This window comes from Streptomyces fulvorobeus, assembly GCF_013167895.1.
GTDB classification, from domain to species: domain Bacteria; phylum Actinomycetota; class Actinomycetes; order Streptomycetales; family Streptomycetaceae; genus Streptomyces; species Streptomyces fulvorobeus.
In genome coordinates, this window is the sequence record NZ_BLWC01000001.1 from 5,078,782 (window position 1) to 5,104,987 (window position 26,206).

Below are 26,206 nucleotides of genomic sequence, written 5' to 3' on the forward strand. Positions count from 1 at the left end.
GAACACCACCTTGCCCCGTTTCGCGGGACCAGCCCGGCGTGGACAGAACCGCACCCCGCCGAACAGCTTCGGCAGTCTGCCGTGATGCATCGCCCTGCAGGTCTCTTGTGATCGTTGTCCTGCCGACCCCGCTCAGCCACCTGAAGCCTCAACTCTGCACGCTGGCAGTGCAGTTCAGTGGTCAGCGCGCCGGCAGGCATTTCGTCAACCCATACGGGGCATCATTAGATCTATTTTGCAAATGAGAAAGAGATTAACTTGTGACAGTCTGTTAGATCATGGAATGTCCGCTTCGCGGAGAAGTGGTGATGATCTAATGACCGAGTCGATGGGCAGGGCACGCATGTGCTTCTCACTACACGCCATGCCTTTCGGTGTGTAGTGACGCGCGCTTGGGAGGGGAACGCTGAATCAGCGCGTCAAGCTGTCTGGCCTGAAGCGAGAGAGTGACGAAGTCGGGCTACCAGGGCACTCGTCCGGGACCACTTCGATCAATTCTTCATTTCGCCATGCCCGGACGGTAGGCAGTAGGGTGCCTGCGCGGTCAACATTGCGATTTCTGCAGAGCGCAGCGTCTGTTTGTCTTCCCCTCAATGTTCGGCAATTGAGGAGAGTCATGAACGTGAAGAAGAACCGGATCACGGCAAGACGGATTTCGGTGCTGTTTGCAGCGTTACGGCCCAGCACCGGAGAAGAGCTGGCGGTGGCGACCTCAGCTACTGGCGAGATGAACCCTGCTCTAGAAGGTGTCGAAGCATTAGGCTCCGTCTTTGAGATCGTGACCGCCGCCGCCCTGCTGGAACACAAGGTAGTCACACCGACGGTCGCCGTCGCATGCCCCAGCCAGGCCAGCGTGGAAGGCACCTCGTTCACCAACCCGAGATTGAAGAGCGGCATATCCGGCAGCACGTTCGCTGATGCCTTCGCTGCTTCCTGCGACACCGGATTCGTGAAGCTCGCCGGGGAACTCGCGCCAGGAGCGCTGGCGCAGGAGGCGAAGGACGTCTTCGGTCTCGGTCTCGACTGGCAAACCGGCATCACCACTGCCGACGGAGCGGTCCCGGAGCTCACCGGCGCGGACAAAGCTGCGGCAGCAGTCGGCCGTGGGGAAGTCCGTCTCAATGTTCTCAACCTCGCCTCCATCACGGCCACGCTAAAGAGCGGCACTTTCAAGCAGCCGACATTCGTGGCAGCCGACATGGTGGACGCCGAACGGGCACGGGCCGTACGCACACTGTCCGCCACAATCGCCCAAAATCTGCGCGAAATGATGAGCCACAACTCATCTCGGGGCACCGGAGCCTCTGCTATGGCCGGAAGCTATGGAGACCACGGATCCATGGCCTGGGCTCGCTGAACAGGGAACCGGACAGGCGGCTCATGGGTGGTTCACGGCGTTCAGCGGGGACATCGCTGTGGCGTCCGAAACTTCTGCTCACGGTCAGGACGTCACCAGTGCCGGAGCTATTACTCGCGCAGTACTCGACGCCGGTAACTGAGCACACCGAATTCCCGCGAACCCCAGCCCCCGAATCGCACCGGGTCGGTCACTCCGTGCCAATTTGTCAGTGGTACGCAAGCACATCTGCACGAGCATCCCAGCGCTTCATGACTTCACATAGAGAAGGAACCCGTGCACGTCCTCAAGCCAGCATTCACTGCCTCAACTGCCATGCTCGCAGCAATAGCCCTCAGTTCATGTTCGCCGTCCGGGCCCTCCCCGGCGCGGTTACGGAAGAGACGCACGTCAACCAGATCGAGTGGCCAGAGGAAATTCCCAGCTCCGGCCTGGTCAAAGGTCTGGAATTGCCGCTTGAAAGCTACATGGTCTCGTACTCGGATCAAGTCGCCGTCGACACCGCGCTGCGCATCCTGCAGACGCGGTGCATGTCCGAGTACGGGCTGACCGTCGATCTGCCGCGTCCCGGCGTGAACCCGCCGCCCCACAGCAACGCCGTCTCGATCGAGCGGCGTTACGGCCTCAGCGACCGCGCACAGGCACAGAAGTACGGGTACGGGCTGCCGAAGGAGCTGAGCCGGAGCCTCGAATCCGTCGAGGAGGGGCTTTCAGGCATCGAGGTGGAGGTCCTTACCGGGCGGAAGAAGCCTGAGTTCGCCCCGCCCAAGGGCGCCAAGGACAGCGACGGCCATTTCGGCAGGGTCCCGGAGCCCGCGCGCGCCGAGCACAACGGAAAGAAGCTGCACGAGGGCGGCTGCGCCGGCTGGTCGAAGCGGCGACTCAAGGTGAACGAAGAGGATGCGGGCTTTGTCGCCGGGCTCGCCTCGACAAGCCTCTCCGAGTCCCGGCCGCTGAAGCCGGTCGAGAAGGCTCTCAAGAGCTGGTCGGCCTGCATGAAGGACAAGGGCCGCGCAGCCGCCGATCCGTACCGGGCGATGGAGCAGGGCTACGCCGACGGCGACGGCACCACCAAGAACGCGATCGAGCTCGCGCTGGACGACATCGACTGCAAGGAGCAGACCCGTCTGATCGAGGTCTGGTTCAAGGAGGAGTCGGCCATCCAGAAGCGGCTGATCGAGGAGAACAAGGACCAGCTTGCCGCCATCAAGAAGCGCATGGGCGAGGTCCTTGCGGCCGCAAAGGCAACCAAGTAACTAGACAAGGAACGCAGTTGAGAAAAATACGAATACGTCTGCGCGTGCCGGTCACCCTTGCGGTGACCACCGCGCTGGCGATACCGCTGAGCCTGCCCGCGCAGGCCGAGGAACCAAAGCCGCCCAAGGGCGCGGCGCAGGGGTGGAGCGACACCACCCAGCAGCAGAAGAAGCTCTCCCTGGAGCCCTCCGCGATCCCCGCGAAGGACCGTGCCGGCCTGCTCGGCAAGGGCTACGAGAAATCCGCGGACACCGCGGTCACCACGACCGGTGACGGCACCGGCTTCCACCTCCTTGCGGGCAAGGAGAAGGACGGCTACCAACTCCAGACGGTCGCCAGTCTGTTCGAGGACGGTTTCGCCTCGGACACCTGGATCGGCAACCACTGCGTCACCGAGTCCGGCAAGTACGCGGCCGTCTCGTACGCGCCGCGGATGTTCACCAACAAGCCCGAGCTGATGGTGCGCGGTGCCTTCACCGCGGTGGTCAACCTGACCTCGGGCGAAGTCACCAAGCTGCCGTTCCAGTCGTCGCTCGCCTACTTCTCGCCCGGCTGCGGCCAGGGCGATCAGGCGGTGTTCACCCAGCTCACCCACGACGGTGACGACAAGCAGCAGACCCGTCTGATCACCGTCGACGCGGCCACCGGCAAGGAGTCGAAGCCGGTCACGCTCGCCGGCCAGATCACCTCGGCGATCCCCACCGACGCGGGCATCGTCGCCGCCCACGGCAACAAGCTGGTACGGATCAACGGCACGGCCGAGAAGACCCTGGCGTCCACCACCACGGTGCCGTTCCAGATCACCGCCGACACCGACGGCGGTATCACCTTCATCGACCGCGAGTTGGACAAGAAGGCGTCCGACAAGCCGGCCGCCTGGGCCAAGCACCTGGACCGTACGAAGGTGAGGCAGGGCAAGAAGACCCAGCCCGCCACCGTCGCCTCCGGCGGGCTGCACGCCTGGGACCTGACCCGCTCGGCACGCGGCGAGGTGTTCGTCACCGGTGACGCCACGTCCAAGGCCCTGCCCAAGCGGGTGCACAACCCGGGCAAGCTCCCCAAGGGCGCGGCGATCTCCAGCCACGCCCAGGCGGCCCTGACCACCACCTGGTCCGATGGGAAGACCACCCTGGTCAACCCGGAGGACGCCGCCAAGCCGCGCCCCGCCCGTACGGCCCTGCGCATGCTGGACTCGGGCAGGTCCGTAACCCTCGACCTGCGCCCCGGCGCGCACCGTGTGGGCGGCGAGGCACAGGGGTACGCCCTGTCCCCCGCTCTACCCACCGGCGGCCCGGTCGACTCCGGCCCGGACATGGGCAAGAAGAGCACAACCGGCCTGTCCACGCAGACCGTCCGTACCCAGGCTCTCACCGCACAGGCCGACAACCCGAGCGAGGGCACCGGGGAGCGGTACTGCTCGGTGGCCCGCAACGACGTGAAGAAGCAGGCGTTCCAGCCCACTCCACGCCAGGTCGAATGGGCCGTGGACCAGGCCGTCGTCGGCGAGCTGGACTTCTACCGGTCGCCGAACTGGAAGAACACCGGCACCGGCGGCTACCAGCCCCAGGGCCTGTTCCCGCCGACCGTGCTCGCCGGTGACCCCAACGGCACCCTCGACAACGAGGACCCGGACGTCACCGACAAGTGGCACATTCCCGCGCAGGTGATGCTCGGCATCACCGCGCAGGAGTCCAACATGTGGCAGGCCACCCGCTTCGCCGTGCCCGGTGTCACCGCCAACACCCTGATCGGCAACTACTACGGTGTCGACTACGCCGCCTCGGGCGAGCAGCTCGACCCCTGGCGGATCAACTGGGCGGACGCCGACTGCGGTTACGGCATCACCCAGGCCACCGACGGTATGCGCCTGGCGGGCAAGACCAAGCCGGGCGAGACCGCTCTGTCGACGCTCGCGCAGGAAGCCGTCGCCCTCGACTACACGGCGAACATCGCCGCCGGTGTGCGGATCCTGTCCGAGAAGTGGAACCAGACCTACAACGCCGGGATGAAGATCAACGGCGGCCACCCCAAGTGGATCGAGAACTGGTTCTTCGCCCTGTGGGCGTACAACTCCGGCTTCTACAACACCGCGGACTCCCAGGGCCACTGGGGCGCCGGCTGGACCAACAACCCGGCCAACCCCCTGTGGAAGGCCAACCGCGTCCCCTTCCTTCAGAACGCCACCAACCCGGCCGGGGACGACTACAGCCACGCCGCGCACCCGCAGGACTGGCCGTACCAGGAGAAGGTGATCGGCTGGACGGCCCGCCCGATCTCGGCGATGTTCGCGCCCGGCAACTTCCAGGCCGGCTACCGCGCCGCGTGGTGGACCACCAACACGGACCGATCCAACGCCAAGCCGCCGGTTGACCTGTTCTGCAACGGGTCGAACTACTGCGACCCGTCCAAGATCGGCGACAACGACTCCAACGACCAGGGGATGGGCGCCTGCACCGCCGACTCGGGCGACAGCGACACCAACCCGCACTGGCTGCACTGCTGGTGGCACGAGGAGATCACCAAGGACCAGTGGAAGGACTGCGAACGCCTCGCCGAGTGCGGAAACGGCGTGCACCGCTTCACCACGTCCTACGGCGAGCAGCCGGACGCAGGCTCATACCCGCCGAACTGCTCCACCGGGTCTCTGCCCGCCCCCACCTTGGTGGTCGACGACCTGCCCGACGGCACCATCCCCGCGGGAGTCGACACCAGCCGCGGCTGCGGAGCGGTGAAGTCGAGCGGCACGTTCAGCCTCAGTTACGTGCCGTGGGACACCCAGATGGATCTCACCCACGACGGCACGGACAGCCCGACCACTGTCACCACGTATCCGGGGAAGATCGACACGCACCAAATCGGCGCGGGCTACGGCAACCACTTCTGGTTCGCGCACACCCGCTCGCCGGAGTCCTACCCGGCCATCGCGGACCGTATGAAGGTCACCGGCACCTGGAAGCTGAACGCTCCGCTGACCAACACGACCCGTCAGGCGAAGATCTTCGCGCACATCCCCGACCACGGGGCGCAGACCACCAACGCCGTCTACCGGATCCAGACCCCGAGGGGGAAGAGGAGGCGTCGATATCGCAGACGGCGAACCAGGCCAACAAGTGGGTGGACCTGGGCGCCTACGAGTTCGGTGACCAGATCCCGGAGGTGCGGCTCGACAACTTCAACGGCGGCAACGGCAGTGCCGACATCGCCTTCGACGCGCTGGCGTTCGTCCCGGGCACGTACAACGGCCTGAAGCTGACCGGCAATATGACGGTCAACCCGACCGCTCCGGACCCGGCGCCGGTCGAGCCGGAGGAGGACATCACCGACAGCCTCTTCTCCGCGGCCGGCAGCTCCTCGGCAAACACTGCCACGGCGGCGCCGATGGCGATGGCCGCCACGAGCACCGCGTCATGCTCGACGGTCAACCACTCCCTCAGCCGCAAGCGCACCACCGCCTGTATCCACAGCGACTACGCGATGACGGAGTACTCGAACACCGTCCCGGTCGGAAGCGCGGCTTTCGACCTCTACATCACGTACTACCTCGACCCGAAGAGTGCCGATCTCTCGCAGGTCACCACGATCCGGCTGAAGTCGATGGACGGTACGGTGAACTCCGCCACCTTCGACTACGCGGCCAAGTGCCGCGGTTACTGCGACGTCACCAGCGTCGACTGGAACGGGTCGAAGACCTTCGCCAAGGGCGACACGCTCCTGCGGACCGTCACTACGCGGTTCAAGTGGACGCCCAGCGGCACCACCAACACGATCAACCCGTACTTGTCTCTCGGCGGCAGGGTCAACAGCACTTCGGTCGTGAATCCGTCCGAATTCGAGAGCGCCAAGCTGGACATCCGCTGCGACACCGAGGTCGCCAACGCGGGTACCGGCTGTGTGTTCGCCGGCTACAAGCCGACGTATGTCATGAACTCCAAGAAGTTCCCCGGGGCCGCGGCACACATCGACATGATGTGGCGCAAGACCAACATCAAGTGGGGCCAGCGCAGCAGCGGCAAGCCGCTCACCTACCTGGGCAACAAGATGTCCGTCGACGGCTCAGGCAAGATCCAGTCGGATCGCAACCGTCAACTCATCTGCGCCAGGCAATGGAAGACCTACAGCGGCACCGGTCTGTTCAGTGACATGTGGTCCCTGGACGCAGGGGAGCCGCGTACCGACGCGAGGAGCTGTGACGAGTTCGCCTTCGCCAACTCCTTCCAGAGCGCCGGAAACTCGGCGGGCCCCAACCCCGTCAACTACAGCGGCGCGGAGTGCATACAGACGTATGTCAGGCGCAACGCCGATGACACCATGACGCTCCACCTGCGGCCGAACACCACGCCACCGACGTGGAAGGAGCCGTGTGGCCGGTCCTCGATGTCGAACTGGCAGAACACCCAGTCGATGCGGCCGTTCGGTGACTTCATCAAGGAACAGCGCTTGATGGAGGACGACGGCTACTGGGTCGACCTCGACGGATTCACCGCACCCACTCCGTAACCGGACCATGGGAAGTGCCCCCCGGCCGTTCTTCGGTTCCGGGGGGCACTTGTGTTTCACGACCTCACAGCCTCACGACCAGACGAGTCGCCCTTCGGCAACGGAACAGACCGGATAGTCCCCCGCGCCGATCCTCTCGTCAGCATCTCCGCCACGGAGTCGAAGTAGTGGGCCAGTGACGCGTACTCTCCGGTGATCGTGGGCTCACCCACGACCCATCTGCCGATACGCCCGTCCGTCGCATCGATGAACTGCCCCATCCAGCCGTCCTGATCCGACAGGAACGGGATCCACTCCTCGCGCCATTCGCCCCCACCGGACAAGGGGTGATTCGCGTAGAGCTTCTCCATCGCCCGGATGCCCAGAAAGAAGCTCCCCTCGTCCGGGAACCCGGCGTAACCGCAGCAGGCGACATCGTCGTCCATTTCTTCTTCAGGAAGATCCAGATTATTCTGCAGCAGCCAGTCCCTGAGATCCGGATGGAGCGAGATTCCCATCCGTTCTTCGGCGGCCAAAATCATGTGCTCTGTAGCCGGACCAGGCAGATCAGCATGATCAGCCGGAGCATATTCCCGAAGAAGAGTCATCACGCGAGACCAGCTTTCCACTGCTGTCATTTCCCCCTACTCCTATCTACTTCACGCCGGGCAGCATCTAATGATCATCGCAACGTGTGATCACTCCAGTGTCGCGACGAGCTTACGGCGGCTCGACAGAACGGTCTCCGATGTGCTTGCCGTCGTCCGCAGCCTCTACAACGGCTTACGAGCTCGTGCATGGTTGGCGGTGGCGCGTCGAGGGCCGAGGTCTGGCCGTCGTGTTCACGTTCGCAGGCTGCTGGCGACGGTGGCGGTCTGCTGGTGGGAGGGCAGTCCGGCGACGGCTTGGATGATGTCGCTCATGTGCTCGCGGCGGCCGTGGTGGCGGGCGAGGGCCCGCCAGTTCTTGAGGTGCCCGATGCCGTGCTCGACGCGGATGCGGCGTGAGGAGTGGGCCTTGCGCTGGCGTTCATGCATCTCCTCGTACCATTCGGGCGGGTTCTTCTTGAACTTGCGGTGCGGCGGTGTCACCACACGCCCGCCCGTCTGGGCGCCGAGTCCCTGATAGCCGGCATCGGCCAGGATCTCCACGGCAGGCGCGTCTGCCAGTAGCTTGACCAGGCCCAACTTCCGGGCATGCGTGATGTCCGCGCAGCTGGCGGGCTCGGCGGGACTGCAGAACAGCAGCCGCCCCTCGGCGTCCGTGACGACCATGGACTTCACGGCGTTCTGCTTGTTCTTGCCGGAGATGAACTTCTCCCGGTCCTTGCGCCCGACGGCGGGGCGTCGGCCCCGGATCTCGGTGCCGTCAATGATCCCAGTCCGGCCATTCGCTCCGAGGTGTTCGATGACCTCGGCGAGCGAGCGCAGTCGGATATCGGTGGTGACGGTGCAGCCCCGCTGGGCCAGCAGGGGGCGTACTTCACTGATTGCGCTCGTGATGGTGGAGCGGTCTACGCCGAACCAACAGGCCAGTACATCGTGGGTTGCGCCGTGGCGGAGGTGGACGAGAGTCGCCAACAAGCGGTCGACGAAGACCAGTTTGTACTTTGCTCCGGAGCCCACGGCTCGCCGCCTGGGCCGCGCGGTCAGGACGGCCTGGTGCCGCTCCTGCCACAACGGGCCAACCTCGGCGACGAGTTCAGCACTCACATCGGGCGTCAGGCCCGTGATCCGCTGGCTTCGGATGATCGCTGCACGTGCCCGGTTCCCCACCACACAGACCATGATCAACGATCAAGGACCCGACGCACACCGCCAACCATGCACGAGCTCGCTAGGAGGTCGGGGGCGGGAAAACGATGGCGAGAGGGGCCCTCAGGGGGCGGGGCACCGTTACTGACCAGTCGGTGTGGAGGTCGAAGAGATGACCCTGAGGTGTCCTGCGTCTGCAAGACGCTGGATCGCAGAGCGGACAGCGGCTTCAGTCGCTCTGTCAGCCGCCCACTGGAGCTTCGGTGGCCCACGCATGGCCCATGGGCCGCTAAGAAGCCATGCTCCTGGAGGTGCTCAGCGGGTCACCGAACTCGCCTATATCCTCGCGACTACGGATGGACCGACAGGTGTAGAGCCACCCTTCTGCTGGTGCACTGACCGGCCACTCGCTGCTCCAAAAGCGACCGTGCTGGTCACAGTTCTCAACGAGTAACTGTGACCAGCATTTTCACAACACGTCCTAGACGTGCCCCAAAAGCTTGGATCCGGCGGCGTGGCTGTCGTTGGAATGGTAGTACTCGCGAATGGCCCGGATGAACTCCTGCCGAGAGATGGTCCCGTCTCCGTCCGTGTCCAGCTGCGTGAAGGATTCCATGGCGTCGGGGTCGGTCACCTGCCAGATGTCCCTGAGATAGCGGGCGTACTCGTCCTTACTGATCTCGTCGTCCCCGTCGACATCAATGCAGTCGAAGACCGCATGGGCGGAGCCCTCGACGATATTGAGCCTGCTGGTATCGATAGCGGTCAGACGCGAGGCCGTGATGTACTGCTCGCGGTTGAGGCGGTCACTCTCGACGCCCGCGTGACGCAGCAGTTCGAGCCACTGCATCTGGTAGATAGCCTGCAGCGAACGGACTCGGCGGTCGTCTTTGCTCAGGTTGTACACACTGGGAAAACGGTCGATCAGGGCCTGGAGGTCATCCCACTCCAGAGCGCCGTTGCCGTTGGCGTCCAGGCCGTCGAAGGCCCGCCCGTACTTTTCGCTGATGAGGTCGTCTGCCACATTGGCCATGCCACATTCCCTCTTGACGTAGATACCCGATCGGTCAAATACATTCTCATCGATCTTCAAGTCAAGGAACAGTTAATCTGCCTGAAACCACTCGTTAGAATGGTCAATGAGCCTCTTTCATCCTGAGTAGCCGCAGCTCAGCAGTGTGGATGGCTTGGACGGTGCAGCTGATGCCTCGGGGCGAGCAGCGTGCTCTGCGCGTGATGTGCCAGGACTTGAGCTGGGCGAAGGCTGGGTCTGTCAATCGAACGGTGTAACGAGGGTGGTTGAGGTTACTGACGGGCTGCGGAGAGCCGGCCGTCGAAGGTGATGTCGAAGGCGTTCAAGGCTGTCTTCCAGCGCATGGTCCAGCGGGCCTGCCCCTTGCCCGTGGGGTCGAGCGACATGATCGCCATGTAGACGCACTTCAACGCGGCCTGCTCGTTCGGGAAGTGCCCGCGGGCCTTGACCGCCCGCCGGATTCTGGCGTTGACGGATTCGATCGCGTTGGTCGTGCAGACGATGCGGCGGATCTCGGTGTCGAACCGGAGGAACGGAGTGAACTCCTCCCAGGCGTTCTCCCAGAGCCGGACGATCGCCGGATACTTCTTGCCCCACGCGTCGGCGAACTCCGCGAACCGCTCGAGTGCGGCTTCCTCGGTCGCCGCGGTGTAGACGGGCTTGAGGAGCTTGGCGATCTTGTCCCAGTCCTGGCGGGCGGCATAGCGGAAGGAATTCCGCAGCAGGTGGACCACGCAGGTCTGCACCACGGTGCGGGGCCAGACGGTCTCCACCGCGTCGGGAAGCCCCTTCAGCCGGTCGCAGACCAGCATGAGGACGTCGTTCACGCCGCGGTTCTTGATCTCGGTCAGGATATGCATCCAGTGCTTGGCACCCTCGCCGCCGTCGCCGGCCCACAGCCCCAGAATGTCCCGTCGGCCCTCGACGGTGACGGCCAGGGCAATGTAGATCGGCCGATTCGCGACGGCACCGTCGCGGATCTTGGTTCTGTCGACGATCTTGTGATCCGGACGGGCTGGACTCATCGCGCGAGTAGGACGCGTTTGCGAAGGAGATCGAGGCTGGCCCGGCCGAACATCTGCCGTTTCAGCATCTTCAGCCGGTTGATGTTGCCTTCGACGGCGCCGGAACTGTGGGGAAGGGACAGTCCGTTGCGGACGGCGTCGAAGTCGCGGCGGAGGTTGCGGGCGAAGCCCGCGAGTGGGGCGAGGGAGTCTTGTTCGACCTCGGTGATCCAGCCCTCGAGGCGGTCGCCGTGGCGTGCGGTCATCATGACGGCGAATTTCCTGACGTGCCCGGTGAGCCGGTCCAGCTCGGGATCGCGTTCACGCAGCCGGTGCAGCTTGCCGGCGTCCTCGTCCCGCAGGTGTTCGGGGTGAGTCATGATCCATGAGGTGACCTCGCGGACCGACGGAGGCTTCGGTCCCGGACCGGGTGCGTGTCCGCGCCCGGTGCGGTACTGCCCCAGATGACGTTGGACGGCCAACTCGCCCCCGGGGTACCCCTGTTCCTGAATCTCGCGGTAGAGCTTGGTGGCGTTTCTGACGCCTTCGTTCCAGCGCCGGTGCAGGTAGCTGACATGCGGGTCGACGACGTGCGCCCGCTGCAGGCTTTTGGCGACGATGTCGTCCGCGGTGGGGGCGTTAACCAGTTTGCGGACGGTGGCCTGGTGCAGTCCGAGTTTCCGGCCGATCGCCGCCTTCGACATCCCCTGCTGCCACAGCTCGTGGGCGGCAGCATGCTGTTCACGGAGCCGAGTCACGATCTTCAGCTCTGTCGGCGGCTGGACTACCTGCGGTTCGTCGGGAGTGTCTGCCGGTTCCGAAGGCGGTTCGGCCAGACGGGAGCGATGACCGTTCACCGTCTTCTCGACCGCCTGGCCGAGATTGGCCCACAGATGGTAGCGATCAGCGACCTGCTCGGCCTGCGGCGCCCCGATGCGTGCGCCCTCCGCGTAACCGCTGGACCGGTCCCGGCAGATCACCTTAACTTCGGGGTGGTCGCGGAGCCATGCGGCGAGTTCCTCCCCTTCGCGCCCGTCGTAGAGATGCAGTGGACGGTGGGTGGCCATGTCGATCAGCACCGTGCCGTAGTGACGGCCCTTGCGGAAAGCGAAGTCGTCGACGCCGAGGACCTCCACCTCGCCGACCTCCGGTTCGGGCAGGGCTCTGACCAGCCGCAGCAGCGTGTCCTTGCCCACGGTGATGCCGACCGCGGAGGCCAGGCGGGCTCCTGCCCGGCCGGCCAGAGCCAGTCCGATCCGCGTCAGCACCCCGCGCAATAGCGGGGTCTGCCGACTGTGCGGGGTCGTCAGTCCCACGATCTGCTCGGCGAACGTCACCGCCGTGCAAGCAGTGTTCTCGCAGCGGAACCGGCGTATGCGTAACTCGATCACCACGCCGAGCCCGCCTACGGCGACATCACGCAGCTTGCGTACGTACCGGCCGTGCACCCGAGCAGAGCTCTGACCGCACCGGCAGGACCCGCACGTCGCCCGCACCCGCGTCCTCAACACCACCTTGTCCGGCCGTCGCTCGACCTCCTCGATGAGCAACGCGGACAGGTACGGAAACAGCTCCAAAAGCACATCACGAGAGCACGCGATGCATGATTGCGAACGGTTGGAACACGCCGCTCAACCGTCCGGATCACAAGATCGTCGACAGAACCCGGATCTTCACGTGGATCGCGTCGATGAAGACCACCGGATAGACCGCGTCCAGGGGCCGGTTCTGCCACTCGGCCATGCCGTCCATGACCTTGTCGGTGATCGTCGAGATGGTCTGACGGGAGACCTCGGCGCCATAGACCTCGGCCAGATGGGCCTGGACCTCGCCGGTGGTCAGGCCCTTCGCGGACAGTGAGATCACCATCTCGTCCACGCCGGTCAGGCGCTTCTGCCGCTTCTTGACGATCTTCGGCTCAAAGCTGCCCTCGCGGTCGCGGGGCACAGCTATCTCGACCGGGCCGACGTCCGTCAGCACGGTCTTGGCCCGGGTCCCGTTGCGGCTGTTGCCTCCGTTCTTCCCGGCGGGGTCGTGCTTGTCATAGCCGAGGTGGTCGGTGATCTCGCCTTCCAGGGCGGACTCCAGGAGCCGCTTGGTCAGCTGCTGGAGCAGCCCACCCTCGCCGGTCAGCTGCAGGCCCTCGGCCTGAGCGCGGCCGACCAACTCGTCGATGAGCTGGTCGTCCACCTTCTTCGCCGGCTGCGGCTCAGCGGCCTTGACGGACTCGGCCTCGGTCACGTTGTCGCTGGTCATCGATGCATCTTCCTTGATCAGGAGTTACACCGATCGTTTTACAGTCCCGAGCGAGGTAGTGCAGGCACCCGAACGTGATCCCGAGGCACCACCGACTTCTACCTCAGCATCTGCTTCGCCCCGGCGGAGTCACCTCGCGCGCTGTGCACGCCGATCGGAACCTGGATGAGGCCGGCGATACGGAGGGCCCCGTCCACCTCGTCGCGTCTTTGGGATCTTCACCGCCACAGCTATGAAATACCTCCACGCCGCCCACCTCCTCCCGCGCCCCCTATCTCGCACTGACAGCAGACCGGCCGGTCCGGAGACCTCGCACTAGAAGCGGAACGGTCACACCTGCGGTCACCGTTCCTTGCGCCTCCAACGCACCCTCGTTGGTCACTGGGGCAGCTCCCGCCAATACGCGAGCGATCACCCTTCTCTTTGCGAGCGGAGTCGGAGGAGCGAACGAGTAGCGGCCAGGAGGGCCGCGAGGTAAATGGCCGCGAGCAGGGTGGCCAACTGTGCCCAGGGAACGCTCAGGACGAAGCCGGAGATCCGGTTGGCGATGATCACGGTAGGCAGCAAGGCGATCACAAGACCAAGCAGGGTACTGACCGCTACCAGGGCTGCCTGCTGGTAGAGCAGGATGCGCCGAGTCCAGGCAGGGGGCAGCCCCAGGGCGGTGAGGCCAGCCATGTAGCCGCGCAGTGTGCGGATTTGGCCGCGTATGGCTGTCAGCACTGTGGCCAGGACGAGGAGTACCAGCGCGACCGCGGTGGCGAGCAGCGCCGCCGGCGCGACGGCCGGCTCGGGGGGCACGTAGATTCGTGCTGCACGTCCGTCGTGACCGGAGGTGATGAGGGCTTGCTGAACGGCTTCGGTCTGGGTGTCCGCAAGGCCGGTGATCATGATTGGCCCCTGAGGGGGCATGGGCAGCCGAAGCTCGCTCGCAGTGGATCGGAGCATGATCCCGTCGCTGCCGGCTCGCCACCGGGTCGGTGCCGCGTCCACCGCAACCATCGGGAGTTCGGGAGTGCGACCAAGGGTCTTGTCGTCCTGGCGCACGACGAGGCTCGTACGTGCGGAGGTGCCTTCCGGGGCGCCCGGGGCATCGGACCAGATGAGCAAGCCTCCCTCGGTCAGGGTGGCCAGCTGATCACGGCTCAGGGAATGCCCGAGCAGGCGCTTGGCGTCGGCAGGGGATTTCACGGTGAGGAAAATGGTGTCGCTGCCCGGTCGGGTGGCCGAACGGGTGGAGTACTTGCTGTCCATGGTGTAGGCGGGTGTGATCTCAAAGCGAGGGTGGCCATCCAAAAGGCCAGTTGCCTCGGCGGCCCGCAGTACAGACTTCGTGGGGGCGAAGCGGTCACTAGTGCTGTCGGCCAGCAGTATCTGGCCGGACAGCACGTCGGGGTGCCTCTGCGTGTCCGCCGTGCGCAGCAGCGTATCCAGGAGGGCAAGGAACCCCAGGGAAGCTCCGAAGAGGACCGTGAGTACAGCGAGGGAGGCCGAGGCACGGCGGGAGTCGGCGGCCAGCTGTCGGCGGGCGAGCCGGGAGCGGGGACCTTTCTCGGGGATGAACTTCAGCGTCAGCGCGAACGCCTCGGGGATGACCAGCAGCACAGCGACGGTCACGATGCCGGTCAGGGTCATGGCCATGGCCGGGGAGTCGACACGGACGGCGTAGACGGCCGTGGCGCACCAGGCGAGGACTGCCAGTACCTGACGGGTATCCCGGATGCGACGGGACGTTTTGCTGATGGCTACTTCGCCAGTGGAGCGGCCGCTCTTGTCACGGTTGGCCGGCGCCGCGGCGTGGCGGCGGTCGTCGCGTGCCAGTGCCAGCCCTGCGACCAGGGAGGTGAGCACGATCAGGATGAGCAGGCGGAGGGCGGGGTCGGCGAGTCCGTCGATGGGACCGGCCGGGCGCTCTCTCAGGTGGGAGACGAGGAGGCGGGCAGCCGCGCCCACGCCGAGACCGGCTGCGGCTCCTGCGGTCGCCGCGATAAGGGACCAGGCCAGGGTGGCGAGGGTGAGTCCGGCCGCTGCGGTACGGCGGGATATGCCCAGGGAGGCCAGGGAGCCCGCGGTGCGTCGAAAACGCCGGTCATTCAGCCCGAAGACCAGCAGTACGGCGCCCAGCGGCACCAGGAGCGCCGGGACCGTATAGCCGGCCGGGGTCTTCTCGATCCAGAACCCCTCCCCGCTGCCTTCGGCCCGCAAGGAGAGCGTGTTGGCGACGGCGATGTCACTTTCAGACTTCCTGTTCTGCTTTTTCTCCCAGTTGCTGATTGCGGCGCTGAACGCCGTGATTCCGCTTTTAGGTTCGGCACCCGACCACAAGAGGAGGGGCTGCGTAGCCAGGATAGGGAAACCCTTGACCAGGTTCTCGTCCAACGCTGCCCACGTGCCCGGGCCTGCCAGCAGGTTCGTGGTGCTGGCACTTAGGTCGTCGGCCGTGCCGACCACCTTGAGGCGGACGTCTCCCAGCACGGTCAGCTCTTTGCCCGGTACGGTCCGCACGTCGTGGGGCTCGGTGACGACCACCTCGCCCGGGCCGGTCGGCCAACGTCCGGACTGAAGGTCGTAGCGACGCGGGTAGGGGTTGGAGCTCCAGTCGGCCTCGAACATGGTCACATTGCGTGCCGGCGTGGTGTCGAGCTGAACATCGAAGGCGCTGAGCATGACCAACGCGTCTGTGAAGCCTGCCTGTTGCAGGCGCTCTCGCAGCTCGGGGACGAATGCATCGTCCCCGGGCGGGAGCTGGACACTGCCATAGCCCACCGACGCATCAAACCGGCCCATATCCCGGTCGGCGACTTGCTCACCAGACAGGGACAGCGTCTTCAGCACGATGAACATCGCCATGACGAAGACCGCGCCGACGAACACCGTCAGGGTGGAACGGATCAGAGCGCGCGAGCGTCCCAGCCGCCGTGCCAGCCGGAAGGCCAACCGCAATTGCTGCCCGGCAGGGGCCTCCGCGGATCGAGGCTTCACGAACGACTCTCCAGTCGGCCGTCCACGACCTCGTAGACGGTGTCGGCATAGTCCCGGCAGCGGGGATCGTGTGAGCAGATCACGGCCAGTACGCCCTCGTCGCACAATGTGCGGATCAAGGTGAACAGTTCCTGGGTGGCTGCGGAGTCCAGGGCGCCGGTCGGCTCGTCCGCCAAGAGCACCGCGCGCTGTCCTGTCAGGGCGCGCGCCACACCTACACGCTGGCGTTGCCCGCCGGAGAGCTGTGAGGGAAACCGGTCTTCCAGCCCGGGAAGGCCGACCCGTGCCAGCTGCCGCAGGGCTTCCGAGCGGGCTTGTGCGGTCGGTAGGCCGAGTGCTTCCAAGGGCAGGGAGACGTTCTCGGCCGCTGTGAATTCCTGGATCAGGTTGTGGTCCTGGAACACGACGCCCACCGTGTGGAGCCTGAGCTCAGCTCGCTGCTTGTCACCAGCGGCCCCCACCTCGACGCCGCCGACCTGGATCTCGCCGGTGTCGGCGAGATCCAGACCTGCCAGCAGATTAAGCAGGGTCGACTTACCCGAACCGCTGGCGCCGTAAATGCACACGAACTCGCCCGGCCGTGCCTCGAAGTCCACATCCCGCGCGGCCCACACAGTCTCCACTTCGGAGCGGTAAGCCTTGCAGACCCCCCTGGTCCGGATCAGCGCGGCATCTACGGCCTTAATCAACTCAACAACCGCCTGAGGTTCGGAACGACGACACTTCATCGCTGTTCAGGGGGGAGACGTTGTTGTCAGTGCTGTTCCTGGCCATACCCTGCTTGTCCCCGCCGCCGTTGGCGTTGCCAGCCATGCAGCCATCGTAGCTCGCAGAGCGGTTCGCCCACGAGTCCATCGCGTCGTTCCTCTCGCCGCTCAGGTTCGCGAACGAGCTCTGGCCGTGGGTGCGTTCGCCGATCAGCCATGCGAAGTCGTTGTTGCCCCACAGGCACATGTTGTTCGAGTTGCATTCGCTCAGGGCGGCGTTAGCCGTGCTGGGCGTCATCGCCAAGGCGGCGAACAGGAGCGCGGTCGAAGCTATGACCTTCTTGGCTCTCAAAATGTCTCCTAGGCAGGTTGAGTGGGCTGCAAGTCACTCCGATGGGTGTCGCTCGGAGTCGACAGATCATGTGCGTAGGCATACTTACGATTCAAGGGTCACGGTGGCATCACGCCACACGTTGGCAACTTCCTCAACACGACTTGACGACAAGTCACCCACATGCTTGGGGTCTGGGGGCAGGTGTTCGATCTCGAGCGACCGCTGAGCCTCATGCGTGCGGGCGCTATGTTCGGCGTCCGGAGTTCGTCCCGAATGCCCGCGAGACATTCGACCGATGTCGGGCCCTGGGTGCCACAAGTCATTCTTCAGTTAGGCTCGTCATCGCTCCACCACCCTTCGGTTCACGGGATCGGAGCGTCGGTATTCGTGAACTCACGGACCTTGGGGCGTATCACCCCGGGTTCCGAGGCGGCTGGGCGAATGTTCACCCGGTACGTGTAGAGGTCCGGGCCGAAACTAGTTGTAGTCGTGTGGTGCGCTTGAAGCGCGTGCGCGGCGCGAACTGAACTCCGACTTAAAGGAACGCCAGTGGCAGCGTCGGTGCGGGCATTGCGAGGCCCCTCTGGTGAGCACTCTCCGTGAAGGGTGACGAGCAATCAGGTATTGCTGACGCTTCGTTACCTGTCCAAGATCATCTTGCACACGCGTTGCACAAGGTGATGAAGAGCAGCGGCGATCAATGGAAGGTCGAGAAAGGGTATAACCGCAGCTCGTCAGGCATTTAGGGATGTCGTGCCCCTTGCCGCCAAGGGGCACGACATCCCGCCCGTCAGATGTCGCGGAAGATCTCGATCTGCGCGCCCACCGAGTTCAGCCGCTCCGCCAGATCCTCGTAACCGCGGTTGATCACATAGACGTTGCGCAGGACCGACGTGCCCTCGGCCGCCATCATCGCGAGCAGGACCACCACCGCGGGGCGCAGTGCGGGCGGGCACATCATCTCGGCGGCGCGCCAGCGGGTCGGGCCCTCGACCAGTACTCGGTGCGGGTCCAGGAGTTGGAGCCTGCCGCCGAGGCGGTTGAGGTCGGTGAGGTAGATGGCCCGGTTGTCGTAGACCCAGTCGTGGATCAGGGTCTGGCCGTGCGCGGAGGCCGCGATGGCGGCGAAGAACGGCACGTTGTCGATGTTGAGGCCGGGGAACGGCATCGGGTGGATCTTGTCGATCGGCGCCTCCAGTTTGGAGGGCCGGACGGTCAGGTCCACCAGCCGGGTGCGGCCGTTGTCGGCGGCGTACTCCGGCGTACGGGCGCAGTCGACGCCCATCTCCTCCAGCACCGCGAGCTCGATCTCCAGGAACTCGATCGGTACCCGGCGGATCGTCAGCTCCGACTCCGTCACCACAGCGGCGGCCAGGAGGCTCATCGCCTCGACCGGGTCCTCGGACGGGAAGTAGTCGACGTCCACGTCGATCCGGGGGACGCCGTGCACGGTCAGCGTCGTCGTTCCGACGCCCTCGACCTGGACGCCCAGCGCCTCCAGGAAGAAACACAGGTCCTGGACCATGTAGTTGGAGGAGGCGTTGCGGATGATCGTGGTGCCGTCGTGCCGGGCGGCGGCCAGCAGCGCGTTCTCGGTCACCGTGTCGCCGCGTTCGGTCAGGACGATGGGGCGGTCGGGCGTGACCGAGTGGTCGACCTGCGCGTGGTAGAGCCCGTCCGTCGCGGCGATCTCCAGACCGAACCGGCGCAGCGCGATCATGTGGGGTTCGATGGTGCGCGTGCCGAGGTCGCAGCCGCCCGCGTACGGGAGGGTGAACTGGTCGGTCCGGTGCAGCAGCGGGCCGAGGAACATGATGATGGACCGGGTCCTGCGCGCCGCGTCCGCGTCGATGGAGGCGAGGTCCAGCTCGGCGGGCGGGATGATCTCCAGGTCCACGCCGTCGTTGATCCAGCGGGTGCGGACGCCGATGGAGCTCAGCACTTCCAGCAGCCGGAAGACCTCTTCGATGCGCGCCACCCGGCGCAGTACCGTACGGCCCTTGTTGAGGAGCGTGGCGCAGAGCAGCGCGACGCACGCGTTCTTGCTCGTCTTGACGTCGATGGATCCGGAGAGCCGGCGGCCGCCCACCACGCGGAGGTGCATGGGACCGGCGTAGCCGAGGGACACGATCTCGCTGTCGAGGGCCTCACCGATGCGGGCGATCATCTCAAGGCTGATGTTCTGGTTGCCGCGCTCGATCCGGTTGACCGCGCTCTGGCTGGTGCCGAGCGCGTCGGCCAGCTGCGTCTGTGTCCAGCCCCGGTGCTGCCGGGCGTCACGGATGAGCTTGCCGATGCGTACGAGGTAGTCGTCTTCCATGCCCGAACGTTATCTCGGATATGAGATGAAGGGTGTGGTGGGGGTGTGGTGTCGCCAAGGAGGGCGATGTCCCGACGCCGAGCTCCCGGGCGGCCGGCCCTCGTCCTCGGCCGAGGACATGCCACCCTCTCCGCATCCTTCCTCGCGCCCAGGAGCCCGGCACGTCGAGCGCGGCCTTCCGGAGCAGCGTGCCCACCTGCGCGCCCTTTCGGCCGTGGAGCTGAGCCGATCCGGCGTCCCGTGAGGCGGACGGGTCAGCGGAGTTCCTGGATGCGGATCAGGTTGCCCGCGGGATCACGGAAGGCGCAGTCGCGGACGCCGTACGGTTGCTCGGTCGGCTCCTGCACCACCTCGGCGTCGCCTGACTGCACCTTCTCGAAGGTCTCGTCGAGGTCCGGGGTGGCCAGCAGAATCCAGCCGTAGGTGCCCTTGGCCATCATCTCGGCGATGGTGCGTCGCTCGGCGTCGGTGACCCCGGGGTCGGCGGCCGGCGGCGCCAGCAGGATGGACGTGCCCGGCTGGCCGGCGGGGCCGACCGTGATCCAGCGCATCGTGCCCTGGCCCACATCGCTGCGGACCTCGAAGCCGAGGGTGTCGCGGTAGAAGGCCACGGACGCGTCCGGGTCCTCGTGCGGAAGCACGGTCATGTGAATGGTGATGTCCATGCCGATCATGCTAGGCAGAGCCGGCGACCCGCGCTTCTCGATTCCTGACCGATCCGCGCCGCGGGCGGGGGCGCCTGGCAGACGCCGTCAGCCCTGCCGGACGTCCTTGACGAAGACGATGCCGTCGCTCTCCGCCAGATGGGCCGGGTGGAAGGGGGCGTACCCGAACCAGGGCGAGACGCGCGGGGCGGGCCGGGTGTCGCCGAGGGCGCTGGCCAGCCGCCGGGCGTCGATGACGCAGCGGTCCGCCGGGAGCGCGTACAGGAGCCCTTCCACGGTGTCCGGCGCCGGTCGGTCCACGCCCCGGTGCGCGATCGTGCCGAGGGCCGTGGCCACGAAGGCGTACTCCTCGCCGAGCCGGGCGCTCACCAGCGCACCGGCGCTCCACCACTCCAGCGGCACCCCGCCCATCCGCACCGTGCTCTTCTCCCGCTGGAGATGGGAGTTGTGGGCGTATACGAGCGCCGGGCCCCGCGCGGCGACGTCGAGGAGATTGTGGGCCATCATCCCGTCCCGCAGGCTCACCAGCCGGTTCATGCGCGCCGGTGAGGTGTCGGCCATCCAGGAGTGGTAGCGCAGCAGGCCGGTGGCGGTGCGTCCGTACAGGCGCGCCCGGTCCCAGTCGTCGCGCGAGGTCGCCGCGATCAGATGCGGTGTCTGCTCGTCGAGCAGCGCCACCAGATCGTCGGCGATCAGACGCAGCTCCCCGGCCCCGGCCGACCGCCCCACGGAGCTGCCCGGGTCCCTCATCGCGGCGGGGTCGGTCCACCGGTCGTCGGCGCCGAGCAGGCGGTCGAGGAAGCGCGCGGTGCAGGGAAGCAGGTCGGCGGCCACCTCGGCCGCGAGGTAGTCGTGGAGTGCGGTGAGAGCCTGGCGGGGGCTCGCGGCGCCGCTGATCTCCAGCGGGCCGTCGAAGCCGGCGAAACGGACGCGCTCGGACACGGGCCGGCCGTCGTTGTGGGCCCGCATCCAGCATACGAGCTCGCGGTTGGCGGGGGAGGACCCCCAGCCGTGGCTGAAGCCGAGCTCCATGACCTCGTCCAGGGTGCCCGCGCCCGAGCTGACGTGGTCGTCGACGAGCAGTCCTCTCAGGCAGTCGCTCTCGATCGCGATCGTCCGGTACCCCTCCTGCTCCACGAGCTGCCGGAAGAGTTCGTTGCGCAGGTGCAGCAGCGTCTCCTCGCCGTGGGTGGGCTCTCCCAGGGCGAGCAGCCGGGGGCGGGCCGGCAGGAGCCTCAGGAAGGCAGCGGCCTCGACCGCATGGGCGGCGTCCTTGATGTCAGTGACCATGCCCTCAACGCTATCGTTGAAGATCCGGTTGAGACTTCTGCCGGATATCCTGCGGATCATGGGACGAAAGCTTCAACGGGGTGAACACCTGCGGCCGGTTGATCTGGCGCGCGAACACGACCTGTCCACGCAGGCGGTCAGGAATTACGAGGAGGCCGGCATCCTTCCGCCCGCCGGTCGCACCCCCCACGGCTACCGCACCTACACCTCGCGGCACGCGGCGGCGCTGCGCGCGTTTCTCGCCCTCCTGCCCGGCCACGGCCACCGGACGGCGGCGTCGATCATGCGGGCCGTGAACCAGGGCGCAGCCGACGACGCGTACCGCATGATCGACGAGAGCCACGCACAGCTCCTCGACGACCGGCGGACCCTCCACGCCGTGGAGCGCGCACTGCGCGACCTGGAGCCCGCAGCGGAGCCCGAGGAGACGTCGGGACAGGGCGGCGGCACGTTCATCGGGCCGCTCGCGGGCAGGCTCGGAATCCGGCCCGCGACGCTGCGCGCCTGGGAGCGCGCCGGGCTGGTCGGCCCGCGCCGCGATCCGCGGACCGGGTACCGGGTCTACGACGAGGCCGACGTACGGGATGTCCGGCTCGCCCATCAGCTCAGGCGGGGTGGCTACCTGCTGGAGCAGATCGCCCCGCTGATCAGCCAGGTGCGCGCGGCGGGCGGGCTGGAACCGCTGGCGGGGGCACTGGGCGACTGGAGCGCCCGGCTCACCGCCAGGGGGCGGGCGATGCTGCGGGGTGCCTCGGAGCTGGAGGCGTATGTGACGCTGACGGCCGGGCCCCCGGGACGGCGGCCCCGGCCGCCGGGTCCGCCGGGTGACCGCCTCGGCCGGATGGGGCGGAACACCGCGTGTCCGCCGCCGGCAGTGGAGTCGGCCGCACGTACCCCGGTGACTGACCGGCGAGGACCGGCACGGATGGCAGGGACACGGCGGACGCCGGCCGGCATCGTCCGTATCCGAGGTCTTCGCTGCCGATGGTCGTCCCGGCCGGCGACCTCACCTGCCGGAGACCAGCTCGCCCAGGTGGTGCAGCGAGTTGGCGAGATGCCCGGTCCCGAAGGGCGGGAACTGGAGGTACTCCCGGATGTACTGCGGCACAGCCGACCAGTCGTAGGTGAGCGTGATGTGTGTCCCGGACGGACCGGACGGCGCGAGGTCGTAACGCCAGGTCCAACCGCCGAACTCCAGGCTGCCGTCCTCCTTCTCCGTCCCCGTGAGCCAGCCGATGGCGTGCGGCGGGTCGAGCACCTGGACCTTGTTGGCCACCTGGTAGTCACCGTCCGGATGGTCGGCGTGGTACATGTCCATCCGGAAGATCTGCCCCGCCTCGGTCAGCGGCGCACGGTCGACAGGTTCCTGGACCCAGCCGGTGCCGTCGATCGCGGCATGGGTCGCCGGGTCCGCCAGTACCGCGAACACCCTGTCGGCGGGCACGGCGACGGTGAGGGTGGCGCTCACGTTCTCCTGGTCCATGGTGTGCATGCTCCTCGTCATCTCATCTCGGGCCTCCCCGCAGGCGAGGCGGGGGAAGTTCCCGACATGCAGACGACGTGGTGGGGCAGAACTCATCGGTCGTGCGCGCGGGAGCCGCGCCCGGACCGGTCGTATCGTCTGGAGCGGCCTGATACCGGTCCACGTCCCCGGCCGGCGTTCCGCGGTGCTGGTGAGCCCGGTGTCCGCTTCTGCCACAAACCGCGCCCGGGCATGACCGCGCGGCGGCGATGTACTAGAGTTATCTCGACATCGAGATATCTGCCGAGGCGTACCGCGGCCGCCGCCTGATAAGGGTTACCTAACCAATCCTTACCTTAGCGGATGGCGGGGGCCCTGGGCGGCCACCACGCGGCGCCGGCGCCCCTGAGGCGAGGCGGGGTAGTACGCGCACATTGAAGAAGGAGACTGTCGTGTCGGCGAACAGCTTCGACGCCCGCAGCACGCTGCGCGTGGGCGACGAGTCGTACGAAATCTTCAAGCTGGACAAGGTCGAGGGCTCCGCGCGCCTCCCTTACAGCCTGAAGGTGCTGCTGGAGAATCTGCTCCGCACCGAGGACGGCGCGAACATCACCGCCGACCACATCCGGGCGCTGGGCGGGTGGGACTCGCAGGCTCAGCCCAGCCAGGAGATCCAGTTCACGCCGGCCCGCGTGATCATGCAGGACTTCACGGGCGTGCCCTGCGTCGTGGACCTCGCGACCATGCGCGAGGCCGTGAAGGAGCTGGGCGGCGACCCGGCGAAGATCAACCCGCTGGCCCCGGCCGAGCTGGTCATCGACCACTCCGTCATCGCCGACAAGTTCGGCACCAGCGAGGCGTTCGCGCAGAACGTCGAGCTGGAGTACGGCCGCAACAAGGAGCGCTACCAGTTCCTGCGCTGGGGCCAGACCGCCTTCGACGAGTTCAAGGTCGTCCCCCGGGCACCGGCATCGTCCACCAGGTCAACATCGAGCACCTGGCCCGTACGGTCATGGTCCGCGGCGGCCAGGCGTACCCCGACACCCTCGTCGGCACCGACTCGCACACCACGATGGTCAACGGCCTCGGCGTACTGGGCTGGGGCGTGGGCGGCATCGAGGCCGAGGCGGCCATGCTCGGCCAGCCGGTCTCCATGCTCATCCCGCGCGTCGTCGGCTTCAAGCTGACCGGCGAGCTCCCGGCCGGCACCACCGCCACCGACCTCGTGCTGACCATCACCGAGATGCTCCGCAAGCACGGCGTCGTCGGCAAGTTCGTCGAGTTCTACGGTGAGGGCGTCACCGCCACCTCCCTGGCGAACCGCGCCACCATCGGCAACATGTCGCCGGAGTTCGGCTCCACCGCCGCGATCTTCCCCATCGACGACGAGACGCTGAAGTACCTCCGTCTGACCGGCCGCGACGCACAGCAGGTCGCCCTCGTCGAGGCGTACGCCAAGGAGCAGGGCCTCTGGCTGGACCCGGCCGCCGAGCCGGACTTCTCGGAGCGGCTGGAGCTCGACCTCTCCACGGTCGTCCCCTCCATCGCCGGTCCCAAGCGCCCGCAGGACCGCATCGTCCTGGCGAACGCCGCCGAGCAGTTCGCCAAGGACGTCCTCACCTACGTCGAGGCCGACGTGACCGGCGGCGACGACCGCAAGCCCGGCGTGCCGCAGCAGGAGCAGCCCCACGGCGTGGCCTCCCCGGTCGACGAGGCGAGCTCGGAGTCCTTCCCGGCCAGCGACGCCCCGGCCTACGGCCACGACGACAACGGCGCCGGCGCCCCGCAGCACGCGAACGGCACCGGCTCCGCGGTCCCGTCGAAGCCGACCCGGGTCACCCTGGCCGACGGCACCTCCTTCGAGCTCGACCACGGCGCGGTGACGGTCGCGGCCATCACCTCCTGCACCAACACGTCGAACCCGTACGTGATGGTCGCCGCCGCGCTCGTCGCGAAGAAGGCGTCCGAGAAGGGCCTGACCCGCAAGCCGTGGGTCAAGACCACCCTCGCCCCCGGCTCCAAGGTGGTCACCGACTACTTCGACAAGGCCGGCCTCACGCCGTACCTCGACAAGCTCGGCTTCAACCTCGTCGGTTACGGCTGCACCACCTGCATCGGCAACTCCGGCCCGCTGGACGAGGAGATCTCGAAGGCGATCAACGACGCCGACCTGGCCGTCACCTCGGTGCTCTCGGGCAACCGCAACTTCGAGGGCCGGATCAACCCCGACGTCAAGATGAACTACCTGGCGTCCCCGCCGCTCGTCGTCGCGTACGCCATCGCCGGCTCGATGAAGGTCAACATCACCGAGGACGCGATCGGTGAGGACACCGAGGGCAACCCGGTCTTCCTCAAGGACATCTGGCCCTCCGAGGCCGAGGTCAACGACGTCGTCGCCAACTCCATCGGCGAGGACATGTTCAACAAGTCCTACCAGGACGTCTTCGCGGGCGACGCCCAGTGGCAGGCGCTGTCGATCCCGACCGGCGACACCTTCGAGTGGGACTCCCAGTCCACCTACGTGCGCAAGCCCCCGTACTTCGACGGCATGACGATGGAGACGACTCCGGTCGAGGACATCACCGGCGCCCGTGTCCTGGCGAAGCTGGGCGACTCGGTCACCACCGACCACATCTCCCCGGCCGGTGCGATCAAGGGCGACACCCCGGCCGGCAAGTACCTCACGGAGCACGGCATCGAGCGCCGTGACTTCAACTCCTACGGCTCGCGCCGTGGCAACCACGAGGTCATGATCCGCGGCACGTTCGCCAACATCCGCCTGCGCAACCAGATCGCGCCGGGCACCGAGGGCGGCTTCACCCGCGACTTCACCCAGGACGGCGGGCCGGTGTCGTTCATCTACGACGCCTCGCAGAACTACCAGGCCGCGGGCACCCCGCTCGTCATCCTGGCGGGCAAGGAGTACGGCTCCGGGTCCTCCCGCGACTGGGCGGCCAAGGGCACCGCGCTCCTGGGCGTCAAGGCCGTCATCGCCGAGTCCTACGAGCGCATCCACCGCTCGAACCTCATCGGCATGGGCGTCCTGCCGCTCCAGTTCCCGGAGGGCCGGACGGCCGCCAGCCTCGGTCTGTCCGGCGAGGAGACCTTCTCCTTCACCGGCGTGACCGAGCTGAACAACGGCACCACGCCGCGCACCGTGAAGGTCACCACCGACACCGGGGTGGAGTTCGACGGCGTCGTCCGCATCGACACCCCCGGCGAGGCGGACTACTACCGCAACGGCGGCATCCTCCAGTACGTGCTCCGCAGCCTGATCCGCAAGTAGAGCGCACCGCACACCACCACTGA

13 protein-coding genes and 5 pseudogenes are annotated in these 26,206 nt (G+C 66.7%); 5 read left to right on the top strand and 13 right to left on the bottom strand.

Annotated features, from left to right (window positions below):
* The first annotated feature begins 616 nt into the window (after positions 1–616).
* The 3 genes and pseudogenes from Sfulv_RS22835 (at position 617) to Sfulv_RS22845 (ending at position 7,111) form a co-directional block, all read left to right on the top strand.
* Positions 617–1,357 carry a penicillin-binding transpeptidase domain-containing protein gene (locus Sfulv_RS22835; RefSeq protein WP_173316399.1) on the top strand — a complete coding sequence of 247 codons (741 nt, stop codon included), beginning with the start codon at positions 617–619 and terminating at the stop codon, positions 1,355–1,357.
* A 341-nt stretch (positions 1,358–1,698) separates the two neighbouring features.
* Positions 1,699–2,613, top strand: a complete 915-nt coding sequence (locus tag Sfulv_RS22840) for a hypothetical protein (protein WP_173316400.1) — start codon at positions 1,699–1,701, stop codon at positions 2,611–2,613.
* 44 nt (positions 2,614–2,657) lie between these two features.
* A pseudogene (locus Sfulv_RS22845) lies at positions 2,658–7,111 on the top strand (golvesin C-terminal-like domain-containing protein).
* A 56-nt stretch (positions 7,112–7,167) separates the two neighbouring features.
* Here the strand turns inward: Sfulv_RS22845 and Sfulv_RS22850 are convergent.
* From Sfulv_RS22850 to Sfulv_RS22905, 12 genes and pseudogenes are all read right to left on the bottom strand, one after another.
* The gene (locus Sfulv_RS22850; protein ID WP_246353192.1) at positions 7,168–7,728 is read right to left on the bottom strand and encodes an SMI1/KNR4 family protein; all 561 of its coding nucleotides are present in this window, start codon (positions 7,726–7,728) and stop codon (positions 7,168–7,170) included.
* Positions 7,729–7,932: 204 nt separating this feature from the next.
* The gene (locus Sfulv_RS22855) at positions 7,933–8,802 is read right to left on the bottom strand and encodes a transposase family protein (protein ID WP_256669064.1); all 870 of its coding nucleotides are present in this window, start codon (positions 8,800–8,802) and stop codon (positions 7,933–7,935) included.
* A 523-nt stretch (positions 8,803–9,325) separates the two neighbouring features.
* Complete coding sequence (locus Sfulv_RS22860) at positions 9,326–9,877, bottom strand: EF-hand domain-containing protein (protein ID WP_173316402.1); 552 nt, start codon at positions 9,875–9,877, stop codon at positions 9,326–9,328.
* A gap of 272 nt (positions 9,878–10,149) precedes the next feature.
* Positions 10,150–10,860 (bottom strand): annotated as a pseudogene (locus tag Sfulv_RS22865) (IS256 family transposase); the annotation flags it as partial.
* 38 nt (positions 10,861–10,898) lie between these two features.
* Positions 10,899–12,458 (bottom strand): ISL3 family transposase, encoded by a 1,560-nt coding sequence (locus tag Sfulv_RS22870; RefSeq protein WP_218578056.1) that lies wholly within the window; start codon positions 12,456–12,458, stop codon positions 10,899–10,901.
* A gap of 88 nt (positions 12,459–12,546) precedes the next feature.
* A pseudogene (locus Sfulv_RS22875) lies at positions 12,547–13,137 on the bottom strand (IS256 family transposase); the annotation flags it as partial.
* A gap of 411 nt (positions 13,138–13,548) precedes the next feature.
* The gene (locus tag Sfulv_RS22880; RefSeq protein ID WP_173316403.1) at positions 13,549–16,119 is read right to left on the bottom strand and encodes a hypothetical protein; all 2,571 of its coding nucleotides are present in this window, start codon (positions 16,117–16,119) and stop codon (positions 13,549–13,551) included.
* Entirely contained in the window at positions 16,116–16,742 is a 627-nt protein-coding gene (locus Sfulv_RS22885) for an ABC transporter ATP-binding protein (RefSeq protein WP_218578057.1), read from the bottom strand. The genes Sfulv_RS22880 and Sfulv_RS22885 overlap by 4 nt, the downstream gene beginning before the upstream one ends.
* A gap of 67 nt (positions 16,743–16,809) precedes the next feature.
* Positions 16,810–17,178, bottom strand: coding sequence for a peptidase inhibitor family I36 protein (locus Sfulv_RS22890; protein ID WP_173316405.1), 369 nt, complete (start codon positions 17,176–17,178; stop codon positions 16,810–16,812).
* A gap of 772 nt (positions 17,179–17,950) precedes the next feature.
* Positions 17,951–19,480: a helix-turn-helix domain-containing protein gene (locus Sfulv_RS22895; RefSeq protein WP_173316406.1), complete on the bottom strand. Its 1,530-nt coding sequence runs from the start codon at positions 19,478–19,480 to the stop codon at positions 17,951–17,953.
* A 254-nt stretch (positions 19,481–19,734) separates the two neighbouring features.
* Complete coding sequence (locus tag Sfulv_RS22900; RefSeq protein ID WP_173316407.1) at positions 19,735–20,145, bottom strand: VOC family protein; 411 nt, start codon at positions 20,143–20,145, stop codon at positions 19,735–19,737.
* 87 nt (positions 20,146–20,232) lie between these two features.
* Positions 20,233–21,435, bottom strand: coding sequence for an erythromycin esterase family protein (locus Sfulv_RS22905; RefSeq protein WP_173316408.1), 1,203 nt, complete (start codon positions 21,433–21,435; stop codon positions 20,233–20,235).
* Positions 21,436–21,493: 58 nt separating this feature from the next.
* Between Sfulv_RS22905 and Sfulv_RS22910 the strand changes: the two are divergent.
* A pseudogene (locus tag Sfulv_RS22910) lies at positions 21,494–22,207 on the top strand (TioE family transcriptional regulator); the annotation flags it as partial.
* A 234-nt stretch (positions 22,208–22,441) separates the two neighbouring features.
* Here Sfulv_RS22910 and Sfulv_RS22915 read toward each other — a convergent pair.
* Positions 22,442–22,918 carry an SRPBCC domain-containing protein gene (locus tag Sfulv_RS22915; RefSeq protein WP_218578058.1) on the bottom strand — a complete coding sequence of 159 codons (477 nt, stop codon included), beginning with the start codon at positions 22,916–22,918 and terminating at the stop codon, positions 22,442–22,444.
* Between the two features lie 431 nt (positions 22,919–23,349).
* Between Sfulv_RS22915 and Sfulv_RS22920 the strand changes: the two are divergent.
* Positions 23,350–26,183: pseudogene (locus tag Sfulv_RS22920) on the top strand (aconitate hydratase).
* Positions 26,184–26,206 lie beyond the last annotated feature (23 nt).